Origin of the sequence: Phocaeicola sp. ICN-14070, from assembly GCF_037892625.1 — a bacterium.
Lineage (GTDB): Bacteria > Bacteroidota > Bacteroidia > Bacteroidales > Bacteroidaceae > Phocaeicola > Phocaeicola plebeius.
On sequence record NZ_JBBKBF010000005.1, the window covers coordinates 95,249 to 119,299 of the forward strand.

The 24,051-nt window shown below is 42.4% G+C and carries 14 protein-coding genes and 1 pseudogene; 12 read left to right on the plus strand and 3 right to left on the minus strand.

Going from position 1 to position 24,051, the window contains the following annotated elements:
* Window positions 1-23: 23 nt before the first annotated feature.
* A complete protein-coding gene (locus WKT20_RS02840; RefSeq protein WP_340416794.1) occupies window positions 24-2,192 on the minus strand; it encodes an alpha-N-acetylglucosaminidase in 2,169 nt (722 codons plus the stop codon).
* 177 nt (window positions 2,193-2,369) lie between these two features.
* Between WKT20_RS02840 and WKT20_RS02845 the strand changes: the two genes are divergently transcribed.
* A complete protein-coding gene (locus tag WKT20_RS02845; protein WP_117702647.1) occupies window positions 2,370-3,719 on the plus strand; it encodes an MATE family efflux transporter in 1,350 nt (449 codons plus the stop codon).
* 89 nt (window positions 3,720-3,808) lie between these two features.
* Here the strand turns inward: WKT20_RS02845 and proC are convergent, their stop codons facing one another.
* Window positions 3,809-4,591: a pyrroline-5-carboxylate reductase gene (proC, locus tag WKT20_RS02850; RefSeq protein ID WP_340416795.1), complete on the minus strand. Its 783-nt coding sequence runs from the start codon at window positions 4,589-4,591 to the stop codon at window positions 3,809-3,811.
* A gap of 551 nt (window positions 4,592-5,142) precedes the next feature.
* Here proC and WKT20_RS18290 point away from each other — a divergent pair.
* Window positions 5,143-5,301 (plus strand): annotated as a pseudogene (locus WKT20_RS18290) (sialate O-acetylesterase); the annotation flags it as partial.
* An 82-nt stretch (window positions 5,302-5,383) separates the two neighbouring features.
* Here WKT20_RS18290 and WKT20_RS02860 read toward each other — a convergent pair.
* Window positions 5,384-7,591, minus strand: coding sequence for an alpha-galactosidase (locus WKT20_RS02860; protein WP_340416796.1), 2,208 nt, complete (start codon window positions 7,589-7,591; stop codon window positions 5,384-5,386).
* 192 nt (window positions 7,592-7,783) lie between these two features.
* Between WKT20_RS02860 and WKT20_RS02865 the strand changes: the two genes are divergently transcribed.
* The 10 genes from WKT20_RS02865 to WKT20_RS02910 all read left to right on the plus strand — a co-directional run.
* On the plus strand, window positions 7,784-8,674 hold the full coding sequence (locus WKT20_RS02865; protein ID WP_118494150.1) for an AraC family transcriptional regulator: 891 nt from the start codon (window positions 7,784-7,786) through the stop codon (window positions 8,672-8,674).
* 528 nt (window positions 8,675-9,202) lie between these two features.
* Window positions 9,203-12,466, plus strand: coding sequence for a SusC/RagA family TonB-linked outer membrane protein (locus tag WKT20_RS02870; protein ID WP_340416797.1), 3,264 nt, complete (start codon window positions 9,203-9,205; stop codon window positions 12,464-12,466).
* A gap of 20 nt (window positions 12,467-12,486) precedes the next feature.
* Window positions 12,487-14,241, plus strand: coding sequence for a RagB/SusD family nutrient uptake outer membrane protein (locus WKT20_RS02875; protein WP_007564361.1), 1,755 nt, complete (start codon window positions 12,487-12,489; stop codon window positions 14,239-14,241).
* Between the two features lie 20 nt (window positions 14,242-14,261).
* Window positions 14,262-15,599 carry a glycan-binding surface protein gene (locus WKT20_RS02880; protein WP_340416798.1) on the plus strand — a complete coding sequence of 446 codons (1,338 nt, stop codon included), beginning with the start codon at window positions 14,262-14,264 and terminating at the stop codon, window positions 15,597-15,599.
* Window positions 15,600-15,618: 19 nt separating this feature from the next.
* Window positions 15,619-17,595, plus strand: coding sequence for an IPT/TIG domain-containing protein (locus WKT20_RS02885; protein ID WP_340416799.1), 1,977 nt, complete (start codon window positions 15,619-15,621; stop codon window positions 17,593-17,595).
* Between the two features lie 22 nt (window positions 17,596-17,617).
* Complete coding sequence (locus WKT20_RS02890; RefSeq protein WP_340416800.1) at window positions 17,618-19,006, plus strand: glycosyl hydrolase; 1,389 nt, start codon at window positions 17,618-17,620, stop codon at window positions 19,004-19,006.
* 165 nt (window positions 19,007-19,171) lie between these two features.
* Window positions 19,172-20,272 carry a glycoside hydrolase family 26 protein gene (locus tag WKT20_RS02895; RefSeq protein WP_445323256.1) on the plus strand — a complete coding sequence of 367 codons (1,101 nt, stop codon included), beginning with the start codon at window positions 19,172-19,174 and terminating at the stop codon, window positions 20,270-20,272.
* A 16-nt stretch (window positions 20,273-20,288) separates the two neighbouring features.
* Window positions 20,289-21,461, plus strand: coding sequence for a glycoside hydrolase family 130 protein (locus tag WKT20_RS02900; RefSeq protein ID WP_340416801.1), 1,173 nt, complete (start codon window positions 20,289-20,291; stop codon window positions 21,459-21,461).
* A 19-nt stretch (window positions 21,462-21,480) separates the two neighbouring features.
* The gene (locus tag WKT20_RS02905; RefSeq protein WP_340416802.1) at window positions 21,481-22,875 is read left to right on the plus strand and encodes an MFS transporter; all 1,395 of its coding nucleotides are present in this window, start codon (window positions 21,481-21,483) and stop codon (window positions 22,873-22,875) included.
* Window positions 22,865-24,051: AGE family epimerase/isomerase (locus WKT20_RS02910; RefSeq protein ID WP_340416803.1), on the plus strand; the 1,187-nt coding region annotated here is incomplete at its 3' end. The genes WKT20_RS02905 and WKT20_RS02910, both read left to right, overlap by 11 nt.

Genomic DNA, 24,051 nt, shown 5'->3' on the forward strand with positions numbered 1-24,051 from the left:
TTTCTGATTAATGGTTATTCTTGTTATTTATTGGGAAACACTTTATTAAATACTTCTTTTGCTACGCTGACACAGTCACCTTCCGGTTGCGATGCGTACGGATTATGCGCAAGTGTCCAAGGTTCTTCCATGGCATAGTAGTCTAGTTCAACCATTGGTTTACCATCGAGCACATCCTGAAGGGTCTGCCAGTAAGCTGCCCAGCGTTTGTAATAGAAATCTTTCAGAAGCCCGTTCCATTCTTTATGGGCATAGTCGCGAAGACCTCCGTCGTTGGCACATACGCGGTTTCCCCATGTGGTAATCTGTACGCGGGCATTCCATTCGTACAAATCTTTTTCCTCCGGAGTAGTTCCGAGATTGCGGGCCTGTTCAATCCAGCGTCCTACGCGGAATTCACTTCTGGTGCCTAACAGACGGTCTTGTGCCAACAAGATGTTCAAGAACTCTTGTGAATGAGCAGCAAAGCTTTTTTTGTCGAAACTCTTGAAGTCGGCAATGGTCTGGTTGTAGACGATGCGTCCTCTGTCAGAGAGTGACTGACGGACGATGTCTACCAGATCGTATTCAAAATTGTTGTTGCCTTTGTATTTGTCGGCTACTTCCAGCATCAGGCGGGCTGCCGCTTCCGTGCTGGTCGGGTCATAATAGTTTTGCATTTTAGACCAGCTGGATGCCTGGAAGTTATTCAGTCCAGGACGGCCGCAGAAAATGGATTCGTGAGGGCCTTGCTGGTTATTGCCAAACGGGCAGTTGTAGATGCCGTCGGCAAGAATGCTCCATGCCTGTGTAATTTTTTCATCCCGTACACCGTAGCGTGCGAAGAGGTAGTCTTTTAACCATTCTTCCTTGGTGAATTTTTCCGGACGCCAGGGAAGTTCGCACATCAGTTCGAACATCACCGGATTGTTTTCGCTACCTTCCATGGTCAGGCCGATACCTTTCAGATGGGCGGCTAATGGATTGTTCTTGGTAAGGTAGAAATTGTTCAGCAACTGGTCCATACGTCCGTGCAGACCCACGTTGCCTCCGAAGTTTTCTATCATACAGAACAGCCAGTCGTGCTGCTCATAACCCTTTTCACGTTTCCAGATAGAAGGAATACCCCACATCGGGCGGCATTCGCTGAACAGGTCCAGAATCAGGATATCCCCGTTGTTCAGGTTCTTTATCATCTCCGGACGCGGGTTTTCCGTCCATCCCTGAATCACCCATGTAGCCTTCGGATTGACATCTTTCATTGCTTTAAGTACAGCCTTTCCGGCTGCATCAAAATCTACACTTCCCGCATCTTCAAGTTCGTGGAACGGGTCCATAGAGTAATAGTTGGCTTTGCCGAACAGTTTTTCCAGTTCCTTATAATATAAAGAAGCAATTTCGTTGAAGCGTGAGTCGGTAGGAAGCAGGAAAGCCGGACGGGTAAATCCGTTCCACAATGCGGGTTCGGTTACGTTCAGTCCCAATTTTTTATTGGCATCGTGAGGTACCATACCGGAATAGCCCGGGAATACCGGTTCGATGCCATATTCGCGCATACGTTTCAGAATCTTCTTCTGAAGTGCTTCCTGCTGTGTGTACCAGCTGTCTGGATTGGGGCCGCCCCATCCTTCCAGGTTGTTCATGGCCCACCATGCCAAGAAAGCAGGTCCTGCAATGAATTTATTGATTTCTTCTTTCGTATAACCTAATTTTTCGAGCATGTTTTTCCATACGCATTCCTGACCTACTACTGCCAGTGGCAGGTTGATTCCGTGTAGTGCCATCCAGTCGATTTCCTTTTCCCAGCGTTTCCAGTCCCAGAAAGCCATGGTATAGGAATAAGTACAATAGTTGAAATCGTAGCGTAAGGAGAGGTTGGTTTCCTTGCGTACCGGAGTAGAAACTTTCGGCAAGCTTTCCGGCAACTTGGCAGTCATGCCGTTCCATGAGAGATGAATGCCTGCGTAATATTTCAGATACCAGTTCAAGCCGGTAGTGATGTTTACGTAGTTGTTTCCCCGAATGACTACTTTGTCACCTTTCTGGTCGAGTTCAAAAAAATCGGATTGCCCTTTTTTTACTTGTATGATGAATTTCTTGGAAGCTCCCGGATCAATTCTTTCCAAGAGTCCGTTTACAGGATTACTCCATAATTGTGCAAAAGGAATGCAAAGACATGCTAATACGATCAGTAGAAATTGCTTGGTTTTCATAATAATTGTTTTTAGGTATTGCAAAAATCATATTTTATTAGGATTCAGAGGGGGAAAATAGTAAAGAAAAGGGGGAAAATAGTACATTGTAGGATTTACACCTTTAAATTGATATAGGTCAAGACACTCTACGGGCTAAATGTTGTAATTTTGTCACGTTTTTTAGAGAGTTAGTACGTGGAACAGGCAATTCAACAAACAAGTATCCGGAAAGGCTTGACGAAGCTCGTGATTCCTATCTTTATCGAGACCTTATTGATTATGATGTTAGGTGCTGTCGACACCGTTATGCTGAGTCAGTATTCCGATGAAAGTGTGGCGGCAGTAGGGGTGGTGAACCAGATTGTGATGTTTGCTTTCCTTATTTTCGAGGTAATCAATATCGGAACTTCTGTGCTGTGTTCGCAGTACTTGGGAGCAGGAATGAGGAACAAGATGGTGCAGGTGGTCGGTGTGTCTTTGTTGCTGAACCTGGTCGTAGGACTGGTGGTCAGTGCCATTCTGCACTATGGAGCAACTACATTATTGGGATGGATGGGACTCCGTCCGGAACTGCTGAAATATGGTATCGGATACATGGAGATTGTAGGTGCGTTTGCTTTCTTCCAGGCTATTTCGCTGACTATTTCCGCGTCCTTGCGTAGTGCCAACAAAGCCATTTATCCCATGCTGGTTACGGTGCTGGTCAACGTGATGAACATTATCGGAAACTATTCCCTGATTTTCGGAAAGTTCGGCCTGCCTGCCATGGGAGCAGAAGGAGCAGCCATATCTACCTCTATAGCCCGTGGGGTGAGCATGATTGTCTTGTTTGTCATTCTCTTCAGAAAACACATCCCGTCTTTCCCGATGGCTCTTTTCCGTCCTTTCCCTTGGATAGAACTGAAAAACCTGTTGAAGGTAGGAGTTCCTTCTGCCGGAGAGAATATGTCGTACAGTTTTTCGCAGGTGGTCATCACCTATTTAATCAATATCTTAGGAAATGATTCGCTGGCCACACGAACCTATACGGTGAATACCACCATGTTTGTCTATCTTTTTGCCATCGCCATGGCACAAGGAGGAGCCATCAGTATCGGCCATCTGGTGGGGCAGAAGCGAATACGTGCGGCCTACCTGTTGGGAAAGTACGTCATGCGTTTGTCCATTTTAGTTTCGCTGGGACTTTCGTGCATCTGGGCCATATTCGGTCATACAATCTTCAGTATGCTGACGGACAACGAGAATATTATCCGGTTGGGAGTGACCATTCTCATTGTCGATGTCATCGTAGAGATAGGGCGTGCTGTAAATATCTATGCCACGAATGCCCTCCGTTCGGCTGGTGATGTGAATTTCCCGTTCTATGTCGGCTTGATTGTGCAGTGGACGGTCTCTGTCGGACTCAGCTATCTGTTCGGTATTCATCTGGGTTGGGGACTGGTCGGTATGTGGTGTGCCTTCCTGCTCGACGAGAACATCCGTGCCTTTATCTTTGTGAAACGGTGGAACAGCCTGAAATGGGCGAAAAAAGGTTTTGTGAAGTAGGGATTCCCATAGTGATAAGAATGTTGTTTTTCATGTCGGTTCAGGTTTTGTAATGAAAAAGGGAGCACGAAGCTCCCCGTATGATGTTTTTATAAGCTGGCCTTGATGGCGTGAATAACGGCCGAGGTAAATCCGTCGTGCTCCAGCGAGTTGATACCCTTGATGGTAATTCCTCCCGGAGTAGTCACTTTCTCGATTTCTGTGGCCGGATGCGCATTTTCGTTGTTCAGCAAAAGCTTGGCTGCCCCTTCCAGGGTTTGTGCCAGCATGGTCTGTGCATCGTGTGGCTTGATACCCAGTTCTACTCCTGCCTGCATGGCAGCTTGTACGTATTTCAGTACGTAGGCAATACCACAGGAAGTCAGTGAGGTGGCAGCTGCGAATTGTTTCTCCTCAATCAGCATGGAACGTCCCATCTCGTTAAAGAGCGTAGTGAGGGAAGTAATTTGTTCTTCCGAAGCATTGCGTGCAGCAATCAGTGTCATGCTGGCTCCTTCTGAAATGGCCGTATTAGGAATGACGCGGAACATCGGCATTTCCGGGTCTACAAAATGTGCCAGGTCTTCAAAAGTCAGTCCTGCTGCCACCGATACCAGAATCTGTGGTCCTCTTAATCTCAGCGGCTTCAGCACTTCTTCCACTTTCCACGGCTTGACGGCAATAATGATAATGTCCGCATCTTCTGCCGCTTCTTTATTGGAATGCGTTACGTGAATGGCAGGAAATTCCGCTTTCAGTGCGTTCAGCTTGCCGGCACTGGGGTTGGATACCGAAATTTCTTGTGCCTGAATATAATGTCCGTTGGCCAGTCCACGGGCAATGGCACCTCCCATGTTTCCGGCTCCGATGATTGCTACTTTCATATCTTTCAAGTTTGAGTTCTTTATTCGCAAAGTTATAATTTAAAATGAGAGTTGGGCTATATAATGGAATTTATTTTGGTATTCAATTTACAGAAATTGATAAGTTTTGTTGCTATAAAAAGAAGGTTCTGATTTACAGTCCCTTTATCGTTGCCAGTACTTCCTTGCCAGTACTCCAGTACTGACGGGGAAGTACTGAAGTACTACTATGGAAGTACTGGAGTACTTTCAAGAAAGTACTGAGGTTTGGAGGATGATTTGGAAAAACTTGGATAAAAAAGTATTAATTGTAATGAAGATAGATGTACTATCTTTGTGAAAAAGAATATGATATTATGAGAAACGTGCAATTTTAACTTTCTGTTTTGAGAACACTCTTCCTCATATCATTTTTGTAGAAATGGCGACTTAAAAAATAGAGTAAGATGAAAAAATGAATTGTGAGTGCCTGTCTGCTGATGGTGCAGGCTGGAGCATGGGGCAAGATTACATTGCCCGACATTGTGAGTGACAATATGGTATTGCAACAGCAGACTGAGGCTTGTCTGTGGGGAAAGGCAAAAGCTGAAGTGTACAATAATTTGCAGATAAAGGTGACTTGCGACAAGGTTGCACAGCCTGTTGCCGTACGCTATTGCTTCCGTGACTTTCAGCCGGGTAATGTGGCCAACTTGCGTGAATTGCCCTTGTATCCGTTCCGTACGGATAATTGGGAATAAGCAGATTCTTCTCATATAATAAAGCCGGGCTTGCCATGTGGGTGGCAAGTCCGGCTATTATTGTGTGTATGTATGGTGAAATTTATTTTACTTCTTCCAGATACAATACTCGGCTGGCATAATCATTTAATTTATGATAGTCTACCTGATGAGTATAAGGAATTTCCAGGCCGTTTTCCATCAGGAATGCTCCACTGTAGACTTTCCCTTCAAAGGGCAACGGCTGATTGTCAATCCGGTTCAACTCTGTGATACGGTAAGTCTTGTCGGGATGAAGTCCGGCCATTGTTACACGCGGTAAGTGCTGATTGACAAAATGTTCTGTTTTCCACCAGTAGAATACAGCCTTGTCTTTTTCCGGACTGGTATACATTAAGGAGGCTACTCCCAGATGGTCGTATGGAGAAATAAGGCGATAAATATCTCCTAACTGAACTACCGGACGGATTTTCTTGTAATCGGCTATTGCTTTGCGGCACAGTTCTTTTTCTTCATCGGTCATGTTTTTAGGCTGGATTTCCATTCCTAATCGTCCACTCATAGCTACATCGATGCGGTATTTAAGTGGAACGGTGCGGAAAGTCTGGTGGTTGGGAGCCGCACTGATGTGCGAAGCCATGGCAATGGCAGGGAAGAAGTAAGATGTTCCCCATTGCATGTAGATGCGTTGCAGTGCATCCGTGTTGTCGCTTACCCAAAACTCATCAAAGTAAGGAAGATAGCCATAGTTGGCACGACCGCCTCCACTGGCACAAGCCTGAATCACTAAGTCCGGATATTTGGCACGGATACGCTGGCATACATTCTCAAAGCCTTTGTGATATTCTATGTACATGTGGCTTTGTTTATCAGCTGTCAGGTAGTTGGAGCCGTGATTCATAATGGCCATGTTGGCATCCCATTTAATGTAAGCGATGTCGGGGTACTGTGTCATCAAGTCGTCAACAACCTTGAAAACAAAATCCTGTACCTCCGGATTCGCCAAGTCGAGTACTACCTGAGTACCTCCACGTCCAAGAACCGGATCACGCTGAGGAGCTTTCAGTATCCATTCAGGATGTTTTTCATACAATTCGCTGATTGTGTTTGCCATTTCCGGCTCTATCCAGATACCAAACTTGATGCCATGTTTCTTTGCATCTCTTATCAATCCTTCAATACCTTCCGGAAGCTTGTTTTTGTCTGTTACCCAATCACCCAGTGAGGAGCTGTCGTTCTTACGTGGATATTTGTCTCCAAACCATCCGTCGTCCATCACGAAAAGCTCGCCTCCCATTGAAGCAATGTCGCTCATCATCTGGTCCATTCCTTTCTGGTTAATGTTGAAATACACACCTTCCCAGCTGTTCAATAAAATATCACGAACTACATTGCCATGGGCCAGTTTGTAAGTCCGTCCCCATTTGTGGAAATTACGGCTTGCACCGCTCAGCCCTTCGTCGCTGTAAGTCAGGGCTACGGCAGGCGTGCGGAATACTTCTTTTTTAGAAAGCATGTATGAAGAGTTTTCTTCGTTGATGCCGGCATAGAACTGATGATAATCGCTGTCGTCAGTATCAATTTTCAGTTTGTAGTTGCCTGTGTAGCAAAGGGCGGCTCCAATGACTCTTCCTGTATTTTCCTGTGGTTTTCCATCGAGTGAGAACATCACTTCTGCATGTGAGGTATGTGAATTGCGTACCCCATCTTTATTTTTAATTACGGTCATTCCCGGCTGTAGCGGTTCTTGTGTCAGTTGTCCTTCGTTTGCCCATGAACCAGACAGGTGTGAAAGCCATACATTTCCTCTGCGAATGGGTAAGTAGGCAGAAGAGAACTGGCTCAGATATACCGGTTTCTTTTCTGTGTGGCTTATCTCCGTCCAAGTTTCTATCATGTCTACATCCTGATATGCTTTGTAGTGCACGTCGACATAGAACGGATATACTTTGTCTTTCAGGTGGACAGTCGTTAATGTAGACTGCTTCTCCTGATTAGTGCTGACACTTACCACCTCCATTTGTGTAGACATGTTGCCGTCGGCGTGTTTTACAGAAAGAGCAGCTTCTCCCGGACAATTCATTCCATATACGGGGTAAGCCGTATGGTTACAATTAGATGCTTCATTGATGTGTTGCAAGTCTGTTTCACTCAGTTTGCTTCCATAGTAAAGATACTTTAGCTCACCTCCATTGGGCGCATTCAGTACGAGCGATGTGTTAGGGGTAGAAATACAGATGTGCTGTGCCATTGCATTTCCGGCCAAGAAAGAAAGGCCTGCTAAAAGATAAAGTTTGCTTTTTGCACTCATGCTTTTCAGTTTTGATAATAGATTTTGTTTAATTATTTATTTGTCTGCAAAAATAGGTGTTGTTTTGTGATAAAACTAATATGTTTTTATCTTATTTTTGTGGAAAACAGAAAAATAGAGAATGAGACGCTTTTTCTGAGAATAATAACTTTTAATTATGGCCTTATTTTGTTCCTTTTTAAACGTACTGCTATGGAAAAGTTGTTGAATGAGAATTTTATACGAGAAATAACTCCTCTTTCAGATAAAGATTGCTTTTACATTGCCGATCGGCATAAGAAAGAGTTTACATATCCTATGCATTGTCACCGTGAGTTTGAACTGAACTTTGTGGAGCATGCACCTGGAGTGCGTCGTGTAGTCGGGGATTCGGCTGAAGTGATAGGTGATTATGATTTGGTATTAATTACGAGTCCTGATTTGGAACATGTGTGGGAACAAAATACGTGTACCTCAGAAAATATCCGGGAAATAACTATTCAGTTTGTTCCTTCTTTTATGAACGGACTGGTGGAAACAAATCAGTTTGATATGATTCGTAAAATGCTGGATAAAGCACAGTATGGGCTTTGTTTTCCCATGGATGCCATGATGAAAGTATACTCATTGATTGACAAGCTTCCCGAGATGAAAGGGTTTTATGCCGTGGTACATTTCCTGACCTTGCTTTATGAACTTTCTTTGTTTACTGACCAGGCGCGTACTCTTTCAAGTTCTTCGTTTGCCAAAATAGAGGTGCATTCAGACAGTAGGCGTGTACAAAGAGTACAAGACTATATAGGAAAGCATTATCAAGAGGAAATAAAGCTGAAGCAGCTGGCTGATATGGTAGGTATGACCGAAGTATCTTTCAGTCGTTTCTTTAAGTTGCGTACAGGTAAGAATTTGTCAGATTACATTATTGATTTGCGGTTGGGCTATGCCACGCGTTTGCTTGTTGATTCAACGATGGCAGTAGCTGAAATCTGTTATGAGTGTGGCTTTAATAATTTATCTAATTTCAATCGCATATTTAAAAAGAAGAAAGGATGTTCTCCAAAAGAGTTTAGAGATAATTACAGAAAGAAACGTACTATTATTTAATGGTATAATATAGAATTAAGGAAGGCCCTCTTTTTATCAGGTATTGAGAAAAGAGGGCCATTTTTCTGTTTAGATGGGGAATAAATGAAACTCAATCAGTATATGATAAAATTATATCATTTTTATCAGTGCTTATCGGCTAATTTTGCAGCGTTGAAATAAATCTAATAAGTATGCAGAAACGAATTTCTTTTCTATTGCCTCGGAGTTGTGTGAATATTTTGTTTGCATGTAAGCAAATGAAGAATGATATAATAGAAGTTGAATACACACATTTCATGAAGGGACAGAATCCGGTTGATGATTGTGCAGGGTAGAAGGAGAGAAGGAACAGTCGGTGATTTGTTTATACAAGTGATAGATAAAATTGTATCATTATTACAATGTGATTGTTTCTACCTTTGTGATTGTAAGAAATTTGTAATATAAAGCGACTTTTAATCTGATATTATGTAGAGAGGATTCCGTTTGTTGGCTTTTCGCATATATCTATTGATGAAGAATTATTAATCATACAAGTGATACACTATGAATAAAAATGTAAAAAGATGTGCGCTGGTTGCTGGTGCATTTGCCATGGTTTCTATGGGAAATGTGTATCAGGTGCAGGCTTCTGAACTTCATGCATCGGAAGTGTTGCAGCAAGCGAAAAGGCAGATTAAAGGAAAAGTAGTTGATGCTGCCGGTGAAACTGTGATTGGAGCGAATGTTCTGGAAAAAGGAACAACTAATGGGGTAATTACGGATATTGATGGTAATTTTGTGTTAAATGTTTCTTCTGGAGCTACACTGGAGATTTCTTATATAGGTTATGTAACACAAACCATAAAGGTCACAAACCAGACATCTTTACATATTGTATTGAAAGAAGATTCCGAGACTTTGGATGAAGTGGTGGTAGTGGGTTATGGAACCATGAAGAAAAGTGACTTGTCTGGTGCTTCTGTATCAGTGGGGGAAGATGCGATAAAAGGTTCTGTAATTACCAACCTGGACCAGTCTTTACAGGGACGTGCAGCGGGTGTTTCTGCCGTAAGTACTTCAGGAGCTCCGGGTTCTTCGTCTTCTATCCGTGTGCGTGGACAAGCTACCATTAATTCCAATGCGGAACCTCTATATGTGATTGACGGAGTAATTGTACAAGGAAGAGGCGCCTCAGGGGCTGATTTTGGTCTGGGAGATGCTTTAGGTAATGGTTCTGTATCTACCATTTCTCCGCTTTCTACCATTAACCCTGCCGATATTGTCTCAATGGAAATTTTGAAGGATGCTTCGGCAACCGCGATTTATGGAGCGCAAGGAGCAAATGGAGTGATATTGATTACGACTAAACGAGGTAAGGCTGGTGAGGCTAAATTTACGTATGATGGCATGCTGGCTGTACAGAGACAGACCAAACGGCTGGATATGATGAACTTGCGTGAGTTTGCTAATTATTACAATGAATTTGTGCAAGTGGGCGAATTGGATGTGAACGGGTATTATGCCGATCCTTCCATCTTGGGTAAAGGAACGAACTGGCAGGATGCGGTTTTCCAGACTGCATTGCAACACCAGCATCAGGTTTCTGCTGAAGGAGGTACGGAAAAAATTAAATATTATGTTTCCGCTTCTTATATGGATCAGGATGGTACGTTAATCGGATCCAACTTTAATCGTTATTCTTTCCGTGTCAATCTGGACTCTCAGTTAAAAAGCTGGTTGAAACTGGGATTGAGTGCTACTTATTCATCTACGGACGAAGATTTGAAACTGGCAGATGGTGAACAGGGTATTATTAATTATTCATTGAAAACTGTCCCTGATATTCCTATTTATGATATTGACGGGAATTATGCGACCATTGTGCGTGAAGGTTACACGAATCCGAACCCGATTGCAATGGCTATGATGGACCAGGTACTGCTGAACCGCCAGAAGTTGACAGGTAACATCTTCTTTGAGGTTACCCCAATAAAGAATCTGGTGTGGCATGCGGAACTGGGCTATGATATTAGCGCTTCGAGAGGTGAACGTTATAAACCTATGGTGGACTTTGGTAGTTGGAAGCGCGACAGTAACTATAGTAGTATTCAGAAGAACAGCAGTACATTCTGGCAACTCAAGAATTATGTTACGTATAGCGGTATGATAGACAAGCATAATTTTACGGCCATGCTGGGACAGGAATGTTGGGCGTCTAATTATGATAATATCAGCGTAACCAATACCAGTTTGCCTTCTGATGCTGTGCATAATCCGGCTTTAGGTACCGCTACTCCGGTAATTGGCTCTGGGTTTGGCAGTTCAGCCATGGCATCGTTCTTCACTCGTCTGACTTATAATTACGATAACCGTTATTACGGAACTTACACTTACCGTTACGATGGCTCTTCAAACTTTGGCCCGGATAACCGTTGGGCAGGCTTCCATGCACTTGCTGGTTCGTGGCGTTTTTCAAATGAAGAATTCTTTAAGCCTTTGTCTGGTGTAATTAGTAATGGTAAATTACGTTTAGGCTGGGGACAGACCGGTAATGCAAATATTGGAGGATATTTGTGGGGAACTTCTATCGTGAAAATGAGTTCAAGTCTCGGAACGGGATATCGTCCGAAAAATATTCCGAATACCAGCATCAAGTGGGAATCTCAGGCACAGTGGAATGTAGGACTGGATTTGGGATTCATTCAGGACCGTATTAATTTGCTTGTAGACTGGTATAAAAAGGTTTCAAATGACATGTTGATGGCTTTGCAGTTACCTTCTTATATGGGAACTCAGGGGAATACCAGCAGCCGTTTGGATCCTCCTTATGGTAACTATGGTAGTATTGAGAATGCCGGTGTGGAAATTTCACTCAACACGCATCCGTTAATTGGAAAGTTTCAGTGGGATTCTGATTTCCAGATTTCATTCAATAAGAATAAATTAAAGGCATTGAGTGGAACGGCCAATGCACAAATTGTTGGCTATGGACAATGGAATGACGTAGTTAGTGTGTCCAATGTAGGAGAGTCATTGTATAATTTCTATGGTTATGTATGTGATGGCGTTTATCAGGATTATGAAGACCTGCAGAAATCTCCGAAACCAGAGCAGTATCCGTCAAACGGAGTGTTTAACCGAAAGAATACAGTTTGGGTGGGTGACATCAAATATAAGGATATTAGTGGTCCGGATGGAAAACCTGATGGAGTAATTAATGAATATGATAAGACGAACTTGGGTTCTCCGATGCCGAAATTTACTTTTGGATGGACCAATACATTCCGTTACAAGGATTTCGACCTGTCGATATTTATTAATGGTTCTTATGGAAATAAGGTAATGAATTATTTGGGTATGCAGCTTACTCACATGAATTCTGCATGGGAAAATCAGTTGAACTCGGTAACGGGTCGTGCCAGACTGGAACCGATTGATCCGGATAAAGTTTATCTTGCCGGCCAGTATTGGTATGATGATGTGACTAATGTGCGTGTCTCTAATCCGGAAGCTGTTATTCCTCGTGCTTCTATTCAGGACCCGAACGACAATGACCGTATTAGCGACCGTTATGTGGAAGATGGTTCTTACATCCGTTTGAAGAATATTACACTGGGTTATACTTTCCCAAGTAAATTAATCAAGAAGTTTGGTATTAATAACTTACGACTTTATGCGAATATTCAGAACTTATTGACAATTACAGGATATGATGGTTACGATCCTGAAATCGGAGCCAGTACGCAAAGCACTAATGTGTACGGATTGGATTACGGACGTTATCCGTCGCCTACTGTATATTCATTCGGACTGAATGTTTCTTTTTAACCTGTTAAATTTGACTGTATATGAAAATCAAGAATATTAAATATGTGGCTTTGGCTGCGGTCTTTGGTATGGGAGCAACTTCTTGTGATGATTTTTTGGATCGACCGACTGAAGACAATTATAATCAATCTAATTTTTACCAGAATGATACCCAGTGTGTGCAGGGAGTCAATTTCTTGTATAACTCTCCATGGTATGATTTCCAGCGTGGTTTCTTTAAAGTGGGTGAAGTGATGTCTGGTAATTATTATTGGGGGAAAAGTCCTTATCTGGATTTCACAGTGAATGGAACGGATCAGGATTTGGTTAATATGTCTTATTCCTTGTGGTCTGTTATAGCCTATTGTAATACGGTGTACAAGACTCTGCAAACTGCTAACTGTTCTGAGAATGTCAGAAGACAGTGTATGGCTGAGTGTTTGTCTTGGAAAGCTATGGCTTATTTCTATCTGGCACGTACTTTCGGGGCTGTACCTATTGTACACGATAATTCCAAAGAACTGGCAGATGGAACTTATAATGACAAAAAGAAGGTCATGCTGGCTGATGTCTATGAATATATTGTCATGACATTGGAGAAAGCAATGGAATTGTTTAAAGATGAGGATGGAAATGTCATGAAAGGTGATGCCGGACGTATAGATTATTATGGAGCTGAAGGATTGCTGGCAAAGGTTTATTTGACAAAGTCAGGCGTAGGTCAAAATGGTATGCGTGATGAGGCGGCTTTGAATAAAGCTAAGGAATTGGCAGAAGATGTGATTGATAATTCAGGTCGCAAACTGATGGAAAACTATGCAGATATATTCCGTTTGCAGAATAATAACTGTGAAGAAAGTCTGATTGGCTGGCGTTGGGATGCGGCAAGCGGTCAGTACACGGCGCAGAATACATTACAGTCGGACTTGGCCATGGTGGGATTTGATGAATTTGGAGATAACTGGGGTGGTTATAATGGTCCTTCCATTGACTTACAGCTGGCTTTTGGAGTTACTCCGGATCAGAATCCGAAGGACCGCGACAAATCGGTTATTGATACTCGTCGTAAAGCAACCATGATGATGGCGGGCGATAAATATGAATATTTCTGGCAGGATAAGGGAGGCTTCGATTATATCAACTTCATCTACGATAAGGATGGTTATGGTAAAGGTGGTCCCGGGGAATTGCAAAGTCCGACAGGAGCCAATGAGGTGAAGCATTTGTATGGCAATGCAAACGATCACATGAAAGGTCTGGGTGTATCAGCAGCAAGTATGTCCAGTAGTTTGAGTACCCATTTACTGCGTTTGGCCGATGTATATCTGATTTATGTAGAAGCAGTAATTGGAAATCAGGGCTCAACCACGAGTGAAAAGGCAAGAGATGTATTCTGGCAAGTACGTCATCGTGCGGTAAGTGAATACAAATTGCCAGCTTCTGTTTCCTGGGAAGATGTCTGGAAGGAACGTCGTCTGGAACTGGCTTGTGAAGGAGACCGTTGGTATGATTTTGTACGTTTGTCTTATTATGATTCATCAAGAGCGATTAATGAACTTGTAAATCAGAAACGTGATGTATACGACAATTTGAATACGTTGTATAAATCCTATTATGAATCCGGACAGACGACTTGGAATGCTACTTCAGATCAGCATTATACTGATAATCCAAAGGTGCCTAATGTAACAAAAGAAAGCTTTACATTGCCGTTCCCCTCAGAGGATGTGGTATTTAATCCTAATTTGATGGAAGATCCCGTACATGTGGATGTGCGTACGGAGTATAGTTATTAATCTTTTAAATGATACATAAAATGAAAACAAGATATATCAATTGCTTCTTTGTGGCAGCATTGGCTATGATGGGTTGCTTTATGACTGCTTGTGAAGATCAGCCGGATAAATATGAAATTGCAGACGGAGTTCCTACTTTGAAATATGTGCGCTCTCCATTGCCGGAAGAAGCAGACTCATTACTTGTAGGAGCCTATCTGGGAAATACGGTTTGTTTGGTGGGAGATAACTTGCGTAGTATCTATGAACTTTATTTCAATGATCAGAAAGCTACCTTGAATACAAGTTATATGACAGACCATACTATTTTGGTGGACATTCCTAAGAACATACCGGAAGAAGTGACCAATAAAATCTATATGGTTACCAAGTCTGGAGTAAAAGTAGATTTTGATTTTAATGTGATGGTTCCTGCTCCGGTGGTTAGTTCTATGAGTTGTGAATATGCTTCAGCTGGAAGTGAAGCCGTATTGTATGGTGATTATTTTGTAGATGATCCGAATGTCCCTTTGACTATTTCCATGCCTGGAGATATTACTGTGGAAGGAGAGCAGATTACAAGTATCACGAAAACGGCAGTCAAATTTATAGTACCTGAGGGAGCGGTACAAGGAAATATTCGTGTGAAGTCTATTTACGGAACCGGACAATCAGTTTTCCAGTACAAAGATACACGTAATATTCTGTTTGATTGGGATGGAAAATATGAAGGTGCTTTGGCTGCAGGAAATTCCTGGAATGGCGACAATGAAAAGAAAGGACAGATTCTTGCTTCTGTTCCTCCTGTGGATGGAAAGTATATGGTGATGGGGCCTGCCACCCTTTCTGGTGGACAATGGCAAACTCCAGGAGAGTATCTGATGATGTATTGGCCCGATCCGAATGCGACAGAAGGTTGTGTACCTCTTTATAACTTACCTCAGTTTAAGGAAATGCTGGAAGATTATAAAATTGAGGAATTAGCATTGAAATTTGAAGTATATATTCCGACTTCTAATCCATGGATGGCTGAAGGTATGCAAATTCGATTTACTTCATTGGATGAAGTTTCTATGAGTAACCAGACACAGGATTACATCTGGAATGATGATGAAAGTCATGAAGAAGGAAAGGCTTCTCGTGGCGTTTGGGTTCCTTGGGAAGAAACTGGTTCATACGATACAAATAATCAATGGGTTACGGTTACACTCAAAATGTCGGAATTTAATAAATTAGTTTCTGGACTAGTCAGTGATACAGAATTGACTCAGGACAGATTCGCTGGTTTAAGCATTTTCCTGCGTGGAGGTGGAGTTGACGGTAAAGAATGTGAACCAATTATTTGCATGGATAATATTCGGGTTGTTCCAGTAGAATAATATTTAAAGACGTAGACGTATGAATAAAATATATAAGTTTTCAGCATGGTGGATGCTTTGTTTCATTCTGTTGAGTTCCTTGACATTCACCGCTTGTGATACCAACGATGTGGATACCAATCAGTATAAAGGAGGTATCAGTTTGAATGTATTTGGACCGAGTCCGGTTGCACGTGGAGGTATTCTTCGTTTTTTAGGTTGTGGACTGGATCAAGTTACAGCTGTACAAATTCCCGGATGTGATGATATTACAGATATAGAAGTTGTCAGTTCGGAAGAAATTCGGGTAACTGTTCCTCAAACAGCTGAACCGGGTTATGTAACACTGGTATTTCGTAATGGAGAACATATCGTTACAAAAACTCAATTGACTTATTCTGAGCCTATTTCAATGGAAAGTTTCTCTCCTGAGCGTGTAAGACCAGGCGATGTGCTGACTATTAAAGGTGAATATCTGAATTTGATACATCAGGTAATTTTTGCAGACAATGTGATTGTGTCCGATGAAACGACAGGAAAGGAGAGTGTGGAAGGGGAGAATGCATTCTTAAAGCATACCCGGAATGAGATTCAGGTGCTTGTACCTGCAGAAGCACAAAGCGGAAAGATTATTCTTTCTGATGGAGCAGAGCTTCCTAACTGGATCTATTCAGAACTTGAATTGCAAGTTGTAATACCCTCTGTGAGTGAAGTGATTGATTTATCTGAGAAAAAACCTGGAGATAAGGTGACGGTGACAGGTGAGAATTTAGATTTAGTGAAGGAGGTACGGATGCCTAATGGAGGAACCGCTGCATTTGTGTACTTAGAAGAAAATAAGTCGGTCACTTTCACGCTTCCTGAAGATGTGAGCAATGGAACTGTGTTTGTTGTTACGGCTTCTGGTGTAGAAGTTGCTGTAGCTGAAATAAAGGTAGCTGTTCCAGAGAACGTAGTCGTTACATCGGCTGATGGTATTCGTGCTGCACAATTACTGGAACTGACGGGTAAAAATATGGAATTAATAACCTCTGTGTTATTTCCGGGAGTTACAGAGGAAACTATACCTTCTTCTTCTACTTCTACAAAGATGACAGTTGTGGTTCCGGAAGGAACTGTCAGCGGTAATTTAACATTGAATATAGGAAGTGGAGCGACTGTTAGCATAGCAATTGAGACTGCAAAACCTTCTAATTTATCGTGTGTGGGTGAAGTGAAAGCTGGTGAACAAGCTACAATTACGGGAGATAACCTGGATTTGGTATCAGGCGTGGTGTTTACAGGTAATTTGGAAGGAGAGATTATTTCGCAATCTTCTAATCAACTGATTGTATCTGTACCGGCTTTAGCTCAAAGTGGCAATGTTATTTTAAAGATGTCTAATGGAGAACAAGTATCTGATCTGAATCTGACTGTTACTGCACCATCTGGTTGTTATGTAATAAGTGGGTTGGAAGGTGAATATCATGCTGGAGAAATTATGACGGTGGAGGTTGCAAATGGGGCTAAACTGACTGCTGTCAACATTAATGGAACTCCAGTGCAGTATATTCTTACAGGAAATCAATTAATGATTCAGATACCGAATACTGCTGGCTCAAACTCTTCTTTGGAATTGACTTCTGGCGATAAGACAATTGAATATATCATTTCGTTTGTACCTGCAGTACGTCCTGAGACTGTGATTTGGGAAGGTTCGTTTGCAATTACAAATTGGAACGGCAATCAGGATCTTGGATGGAATGGCTATGATTGGGGTTCTGTGCAGCCTGGTACAATTATAACTGTTTATTATACTTTAGATACTGCTGTTACCGACTGGCAGATTCGCTTAGGTGGATGTGGCATTGGCTGGGCTGAATTGCCTACAATTCCAGCTACAGGTTTAGCTGCAGGCTCTACTAGTTTTTCTGCGACATTAACGGCAGAAGATTTAGAGGTCTTATCAAAGGATAACAATAGTGGTTTAGTAGTGACCGGTTGTAACTTTACAATGACCAAAATAACTTTAAAATAAAGATTTTTAAATGAATATGCGTATGAAAACAAATATAATGAAATGGATGTGTCTACTGGCAGCTCCTGTAGCTTTGATTGCCTGCAACACCGAGGTGGAACATGATGTCCCAGCTGTAGATGCTCCGGTACTGGTTTATTCTTCTTTGGCAGATGGAGCTTCTGTGAAAGCCGGCGATTTTACATTGAAAATAGCTTATGATAAGAATGTATTCTTTTCTACAGCTGATACGACTCAAATCACAGTGACCAACGACGGACATATTCGTAATGGGATTGTCTATGGTAAAAATGATACATTGACGTTAACAGTGAGTGCATCCTCAAGAGCTACAGACTATACGATAACTATTCCGGAAGGGCTGGTGACAGGTCCTAACCAAATGCCTGCTCCTGCATTTTCTTTGAATTTCAGTACGCTGGATTTACATTCTAATTTAGTTATGGCCACATCACCGGAAGCAGAAAAATTGTATAAGTTCCTGATAGAAAACTATGGGAAGAAAACAATTTCCGGTATAATGGCGAATGTAGCATGGAATACGGATGAGGCTGAGCAAGTCAATACATGGACAGGACATTACCCGGCTTTGAATACGTTTGATTATATGCATATTCGGTATTCAGGAGAAAACTGGATTGACTATTCTGATATTTCTCCGGTGACAAATTGGGCAAACGCAGGAGGTATCGTATCTTGCATGTGGCATTGGAATGTTCCTAAAAATACAGATAGTAATATTGATGATTATACGGCTACGTTGTCGGAAACTGTGTTTAATGCTCAAAAAACTACAGAAGAAGGGACATGGGAGAATAGTATTGTAAAAGCGGATTTGGAGAAAGTTGCCAACATGTTGAAAAAACTGAAGGAAGCGAAGGTTCCTGTGCTGTGGCGTCCGTTACACGAAGCGGCCGGTCAGTTCTTCTGGTGGGGAAAAGATGCGGAGAGTTTTAAAGCGCTTTGGAAAATGATGTTCACCTATTTTAAAGAACAAGGTCTGGACAATTTGATTTGGGTATGGACTTCTGAAAATAAGGATGATGCAAACTGGTATCCTGGTGACGAATATGTGGATATTATCGGTCGTGACTTGTATGGAAAGACCGCGGAAGAATGTGCGGAAGAATTTAAGGCGTTGACAGCATTGTATGGTGACCGGATGATTGCTTTGACAGAGTGCGGATATTATGCAGATTCTAATGATGCAAGTAAAAATGCACCTATTGGAAATATAGAAGCACAGTGGAACAATGGAGCTGCATGGTCGTGGTTTATGCCATGGTATGGCAATGCGGGTGAAGGAACTGAAGCAAGACCTCATGCCGATAAGGCTTGGTGGGAAGCTGCATTCCAGTCAGAGAATGTATTGGATCGTGAAGCGGTGAAGGAAGCGGTGAGTAAATTATGAGGTAATGATGGGTAAAACTCTGTATGAGAAATACATTACTTTCTGCATGCAGAGTTTTCCAATTTCGTTGATAAATATTTTACTATCTGCTTTTGCTAAAATTGTATCAGAAAGGATGGAACGGAAATCCTACCTTTGTGCTATGTAATTTTAAAGCTGATTCTTATGAAAAATTCTTCAAAACTAATTTTAGGAATAACGATGTGTTTATCTGTTGCTTGTGCGAATGGTAATAAAACAACTGTTGAGACTGATAGTCCGGAAGCTCAGGCGATGTTAGATAAATTGAACGCTATACCGCAGCAAAGACAATTCATGTTTGGTCATCACGATGATCCGGTGTACGGCATTGGTTGGGATGGCGATTCTGCGCGCAGCGATGTGAAAAGTGTGTGTGGTGACTATCCAGCCATGATGTCTTTTGATTTGGGACGTATTGAAATTTATGGGGATAAGAACCTGGATAATGTATCTCTAGACCGTATCCGGCAAGAAGTTGTGGCGCAATATGAACGCGGAGGAATGTCGTCTTTCAGCTGGCACGTGGATAATCCGGTAACAGGAAAAGATTCATGGGATGTGAGTGATTCAACGGTTGTGAAATCTATACTGCCTGGAGGAGTGAATCATGACAGGTTTATGGGTTGGCTGGATAAAGTGGCCGATTATCTGAACTCAATACAAACTTCGGAAGGAGTAAAGGTACCAGTCCTTTTCCGTCCGTGGCATGAGCATACGGGCAGCTGGTTCTGGTGGGGACAAAATCTTTGTTCTACGGAAGATTATAAGGCACTTTGGCGGATGACGTACGAGCGTATGCAGGAAAAGGGAGCTACCCAGCTGCTGTATGCGTATTCTCCGGGCACGGAGCCTAAGGACTCTGTGGAGTATCTGGAGCGTTATCCGGGTGATGATATTATCGACTTGATAGGAGTAGATGCATATCAATTTGATAAAGATACTTATGTAAAGAGTTTAGATAATGCACTTACTATTATGTCGCAGGTAAGTAAAGCACATAAAAAGGTGATGGCTGTAACCGAAACGGGTTATGAAACAATTCCTGATTCGGTATGGTGGACTCAAACCTTGATGCCGGTAATAGAGAAGTATCCGATAAGTTATGTGCTGGTATGGAGAAATGCACGTGAAAGAGAAAATCATTATTATGTGCCTTATCCGGGACATCCGTCGGCAGATGATTTTCTGAACTTCTATAATGATTCACGCACGTTGTTTGCAGGAGATATGAAAAATATAAAATGAAAAATATAAGATAGATATGATTACCTTTGAAGAAAAAGTCAAGAATTTATTTGCTCAGCATGAAGAGTTGATTACTCGGAAAAATGAGCCTGTTGAAACCACCAACGGTGTGTACACTCGTTATAAATATCCGGTAGTAACCGCAGCTCATACGCCGATTTTCTGGCGTTATGACTTGGATGAGAAAACCAATCCCTACTTGATGGAGCGTATCGGAATGAATGCAACGATGAATTCAGGAGCTATCAAGTGGAATGGAAAGTATTTATTGGTAGTACGTGTGGAAGGGGCCGATCGTAAATCGTTTTTTGCGGTGGCTGAAAGTCCGAATGGAGTAGATAATTTCCGTTTTTGGGATTATCCTATTACCATGCCTGACGATGTGATTCCGGCTACAAATATTTATGATATGCGTCTGACAGCACATGAAGACGGCTGGATTTATGGTGTTTTCTGTGCAGAACGTCATGACGATAATGCACCCGCCGGTGATTTGTCTTCAGCTACAGCTACGGCAGCTATTGCCCGTACAAAAGATCTGAAAACCTGGGAACGTCTGCCGGACTTGAAGTCGAAAAGTCAGCAGCGTAACGTTGTGCTGCATCCGGAGTTTGTGAATGGCAAATATGCTTTTTATACTCGTCCGCAAGATGGATTCATTGATGCCGGAAGCGGTGGAGGTATCGGCTGGGCTTTGGTAGACGATATTACGCATGCGGAAGTGACAGAAGAAAAGATTATTGACTGCCGCTATTATCATACGATTAAAGAAGTGAAGAACGGTGAAGGTCCTCATCCTATCAAGACTCCCAAAGGATGGCTACATCTGGCACACGGTGTACGTGGTTGTGCGGCCGGCTTGCGCTATGTGCTTTACATGTATATGACTTCATTGGAAGACCCCAGTAAGTTGATTGCAGCTCCGGGGGGATATTTCATGGCTCCAGAAGGGGAGGAACGTATTGGGGACGTATCGAATGTGCTGTTTACCAATGGTTGGATTGCAGATGAAGATGGAAAGGTGTTCATTTATTATGCTTCCTCCGATACACGTATGCATGTGGCCGTTTCTACAATTGATAAGTTGGTAGATTATTGTATGAATACGCCACAGGATGGCTTGACTACTACAGCTTCGGTAGAAACACTGAAACAATTGATTGATAAGAACCTGAAATTGATGAAATAATAAAAAAGTAAGTACTGCTATGATAAAACGCACGGAAAAGATTGGCTACGGATTTGGGGATATGGCTTCCTCCATGTTCTGGAAGCTGTTTGGAGCCTATTTGATGATATTCTATACGGATGTATTCGGACTACCGGCGGCAATGGTGGGTACCATGTTTTTGGTGACACGTATCTGGGATTCAGTGTTCGACCCGATTGTGGGGGTAATTGCCGACCGTACTTCTAGTCGATGGGGGAAGTTTCGTCCGTATCTGCTATATCTTGCAGTTCCGTTTGGTTTGATAGGGGTACTTACTTTTTATACACCTCCTTTCGGTGATGCAGGGAAACTGGTGTATGCGTATATCACATATTCGTTGATGATGATGGTATATTCTGGCATTAACGTACCTTATGCTTCATTATTGGGAGTGATGAGTCCTAACCCATCGGAGCGGAATACGTTGTCTACCTATCGTATGATGTTTGCTTACTTGGGTAGTTTTATTGCTCTGTTGTTGTTCATGCCGATGGTGAATTGGTTTAGCGGGCATAGCAAGGAGTTGAGTGATCAGCAGTTTGGCTGGTTCATGGCCGTGGTGGTGATTGGAGTGATGTGTGCCCTGCTGTTTTTAGGCTGCTTTGCCTGGACAAGAGAACGAGTAAAGCCGATTAATGAGAAGAAAACTTCTTTGAAGGAGGATATTAGGGATTTGTTTCATAATAAGCCTTGGTGGATTTTGTTTGGAGCTGGAGTAGCGACATTGGTATTTAATTCTATTCGTGACGGAGCAGCGGTGTATTACTTCAAGTATTTTATTGTAGAAGATGAATATCGTACTGTTTCACTGATGGGAGTATCCTTCGTGTTGAGCGGTTTGTATCTTTCTGTGGGGCAGATTGCGAATATTGTAGGTGTAGTCCTGGCTGCTCCTATGAGTAATAAGATTGGAAAGAAAAAGACTTTTGCACTTTCTATGTTGGTTGCTTCGGTATTGAGTGTGATATTTTTCTGGTTTGACAAGGAGGATTTGACATTGATTTTTGTATTTCAATGTTTGATAAGTGTATGTGCCGGTAGTATTTTCCCGTTGCTCTGGTCAATGTATGCCGATTGTGCCGATTTCTCAGAACTGAAAACGGGAAATCGTGCTACGGGATTGATTTTTAGTGCTTCATCCATGAGCCAGAAATTTGGATGGGCCATTGGTACGGCGGCTACCGGATGGCTGTTGTCTTTCTTTGGCTTTCAGGCTAATGTTGTACAGAGTGCAGAGGCTATTCATGGCATCAAAATGTTTTTAAGCTTGCTTCCAGCTGTGGCTGCATTTATTTCGATAGTCTTTATTGTCTTCTATCCGCTGGGAGAACAGAAGATGAAAGGTATAATGGAACAGTTAAACTTAAAGAGAGAATCAAAAGATGAAGAATGAGAAGATAAATAAGCTCTTCGCGGAAGTGAAGGCAGAACTGGAACAGAATATACTTCCGTTTTGGATGAAAAAGATGACCGACTGTGAACGTGGTGGATTCTATGGCCGTATTACCGGAGAGGATGTATTGGAGGCATCTGCATCGAAGGGATCCATCCTGAATGCACGTATCTTGTGGACTTTCTCGGCTGCGTACCGTCTGCTTCAAAAAGAGGAGTATCTGGAAACGGCTACACGTGCCAAACGTTATTTGATTGATCATTTCTATGACACGGAGTTTGGAGGAATTTATTGGGAATTGGATTGTGAAGGGAGCCCACTTGATACCAAGAAGCAGATCTATGCCATAGGCTTTGCCATTTACGGGTTGAGTGAGTACGCACGTGCGACGGGAGATGCGGAAGCTTTGGATTATGCTTGTCAGTTGTTTGAGGTAATTGAAAAATATAGTTTTGATGCAGAAAAGAACGGCTACCTGGAAGCTTTGACGCGCGACTGGCGTCCGATAGAAGATATGCGTTTGAGTGATAAGGACGAGAATGAGAAGAAGACAATGAATACACACTTGCATATTCTGGAGCCTTATACAAATCTTTATCGTGTATGGAAAGATGAACGCCTGAAGAAGCAGGTTGTTAATCTGGTCAATTTGTTTTTAGAGAAGATATTGGATACAAAAACATATCACTTGAATTTGTTTTTTGAAGATGACTGGACCAATAAGTATCAGATAGTATCCTACGGACATGATATTGAAGCTTCGTGGCTGATACATGAGGCGGCACTGGTGGTAGGTGAACAGGATTTGTTGAAAAAGGTGGAACCAGCTATTGTGAAAATTGCTGAGGCGGCAGATGAAGGTCTGAGTCCGGATGGCAGTATGATTTACGAGAACTTTGTCAGCAAAAAGAAAATTGACAGTGAGCTGCACTGGTGGGTTCAAGCTGAAAATGTGGTAGGGCATGTGAATCTTTTTCAGCATTTTGGCGATGAAGAAGCATTGCATATTGCGTTGCGATGCTGGAATTTCATTCAAACGAAATTAGTGGATAAGGTGCATGGTGAATGGCATTGGAGTTTGTATGCGGATGGTACCGTCAATATGAAGGATGATAAGGCTGGCTTTTGGAAATGCCCTTATCATAACGGCCGTATGTGTATGGAGATTCTGGAGCG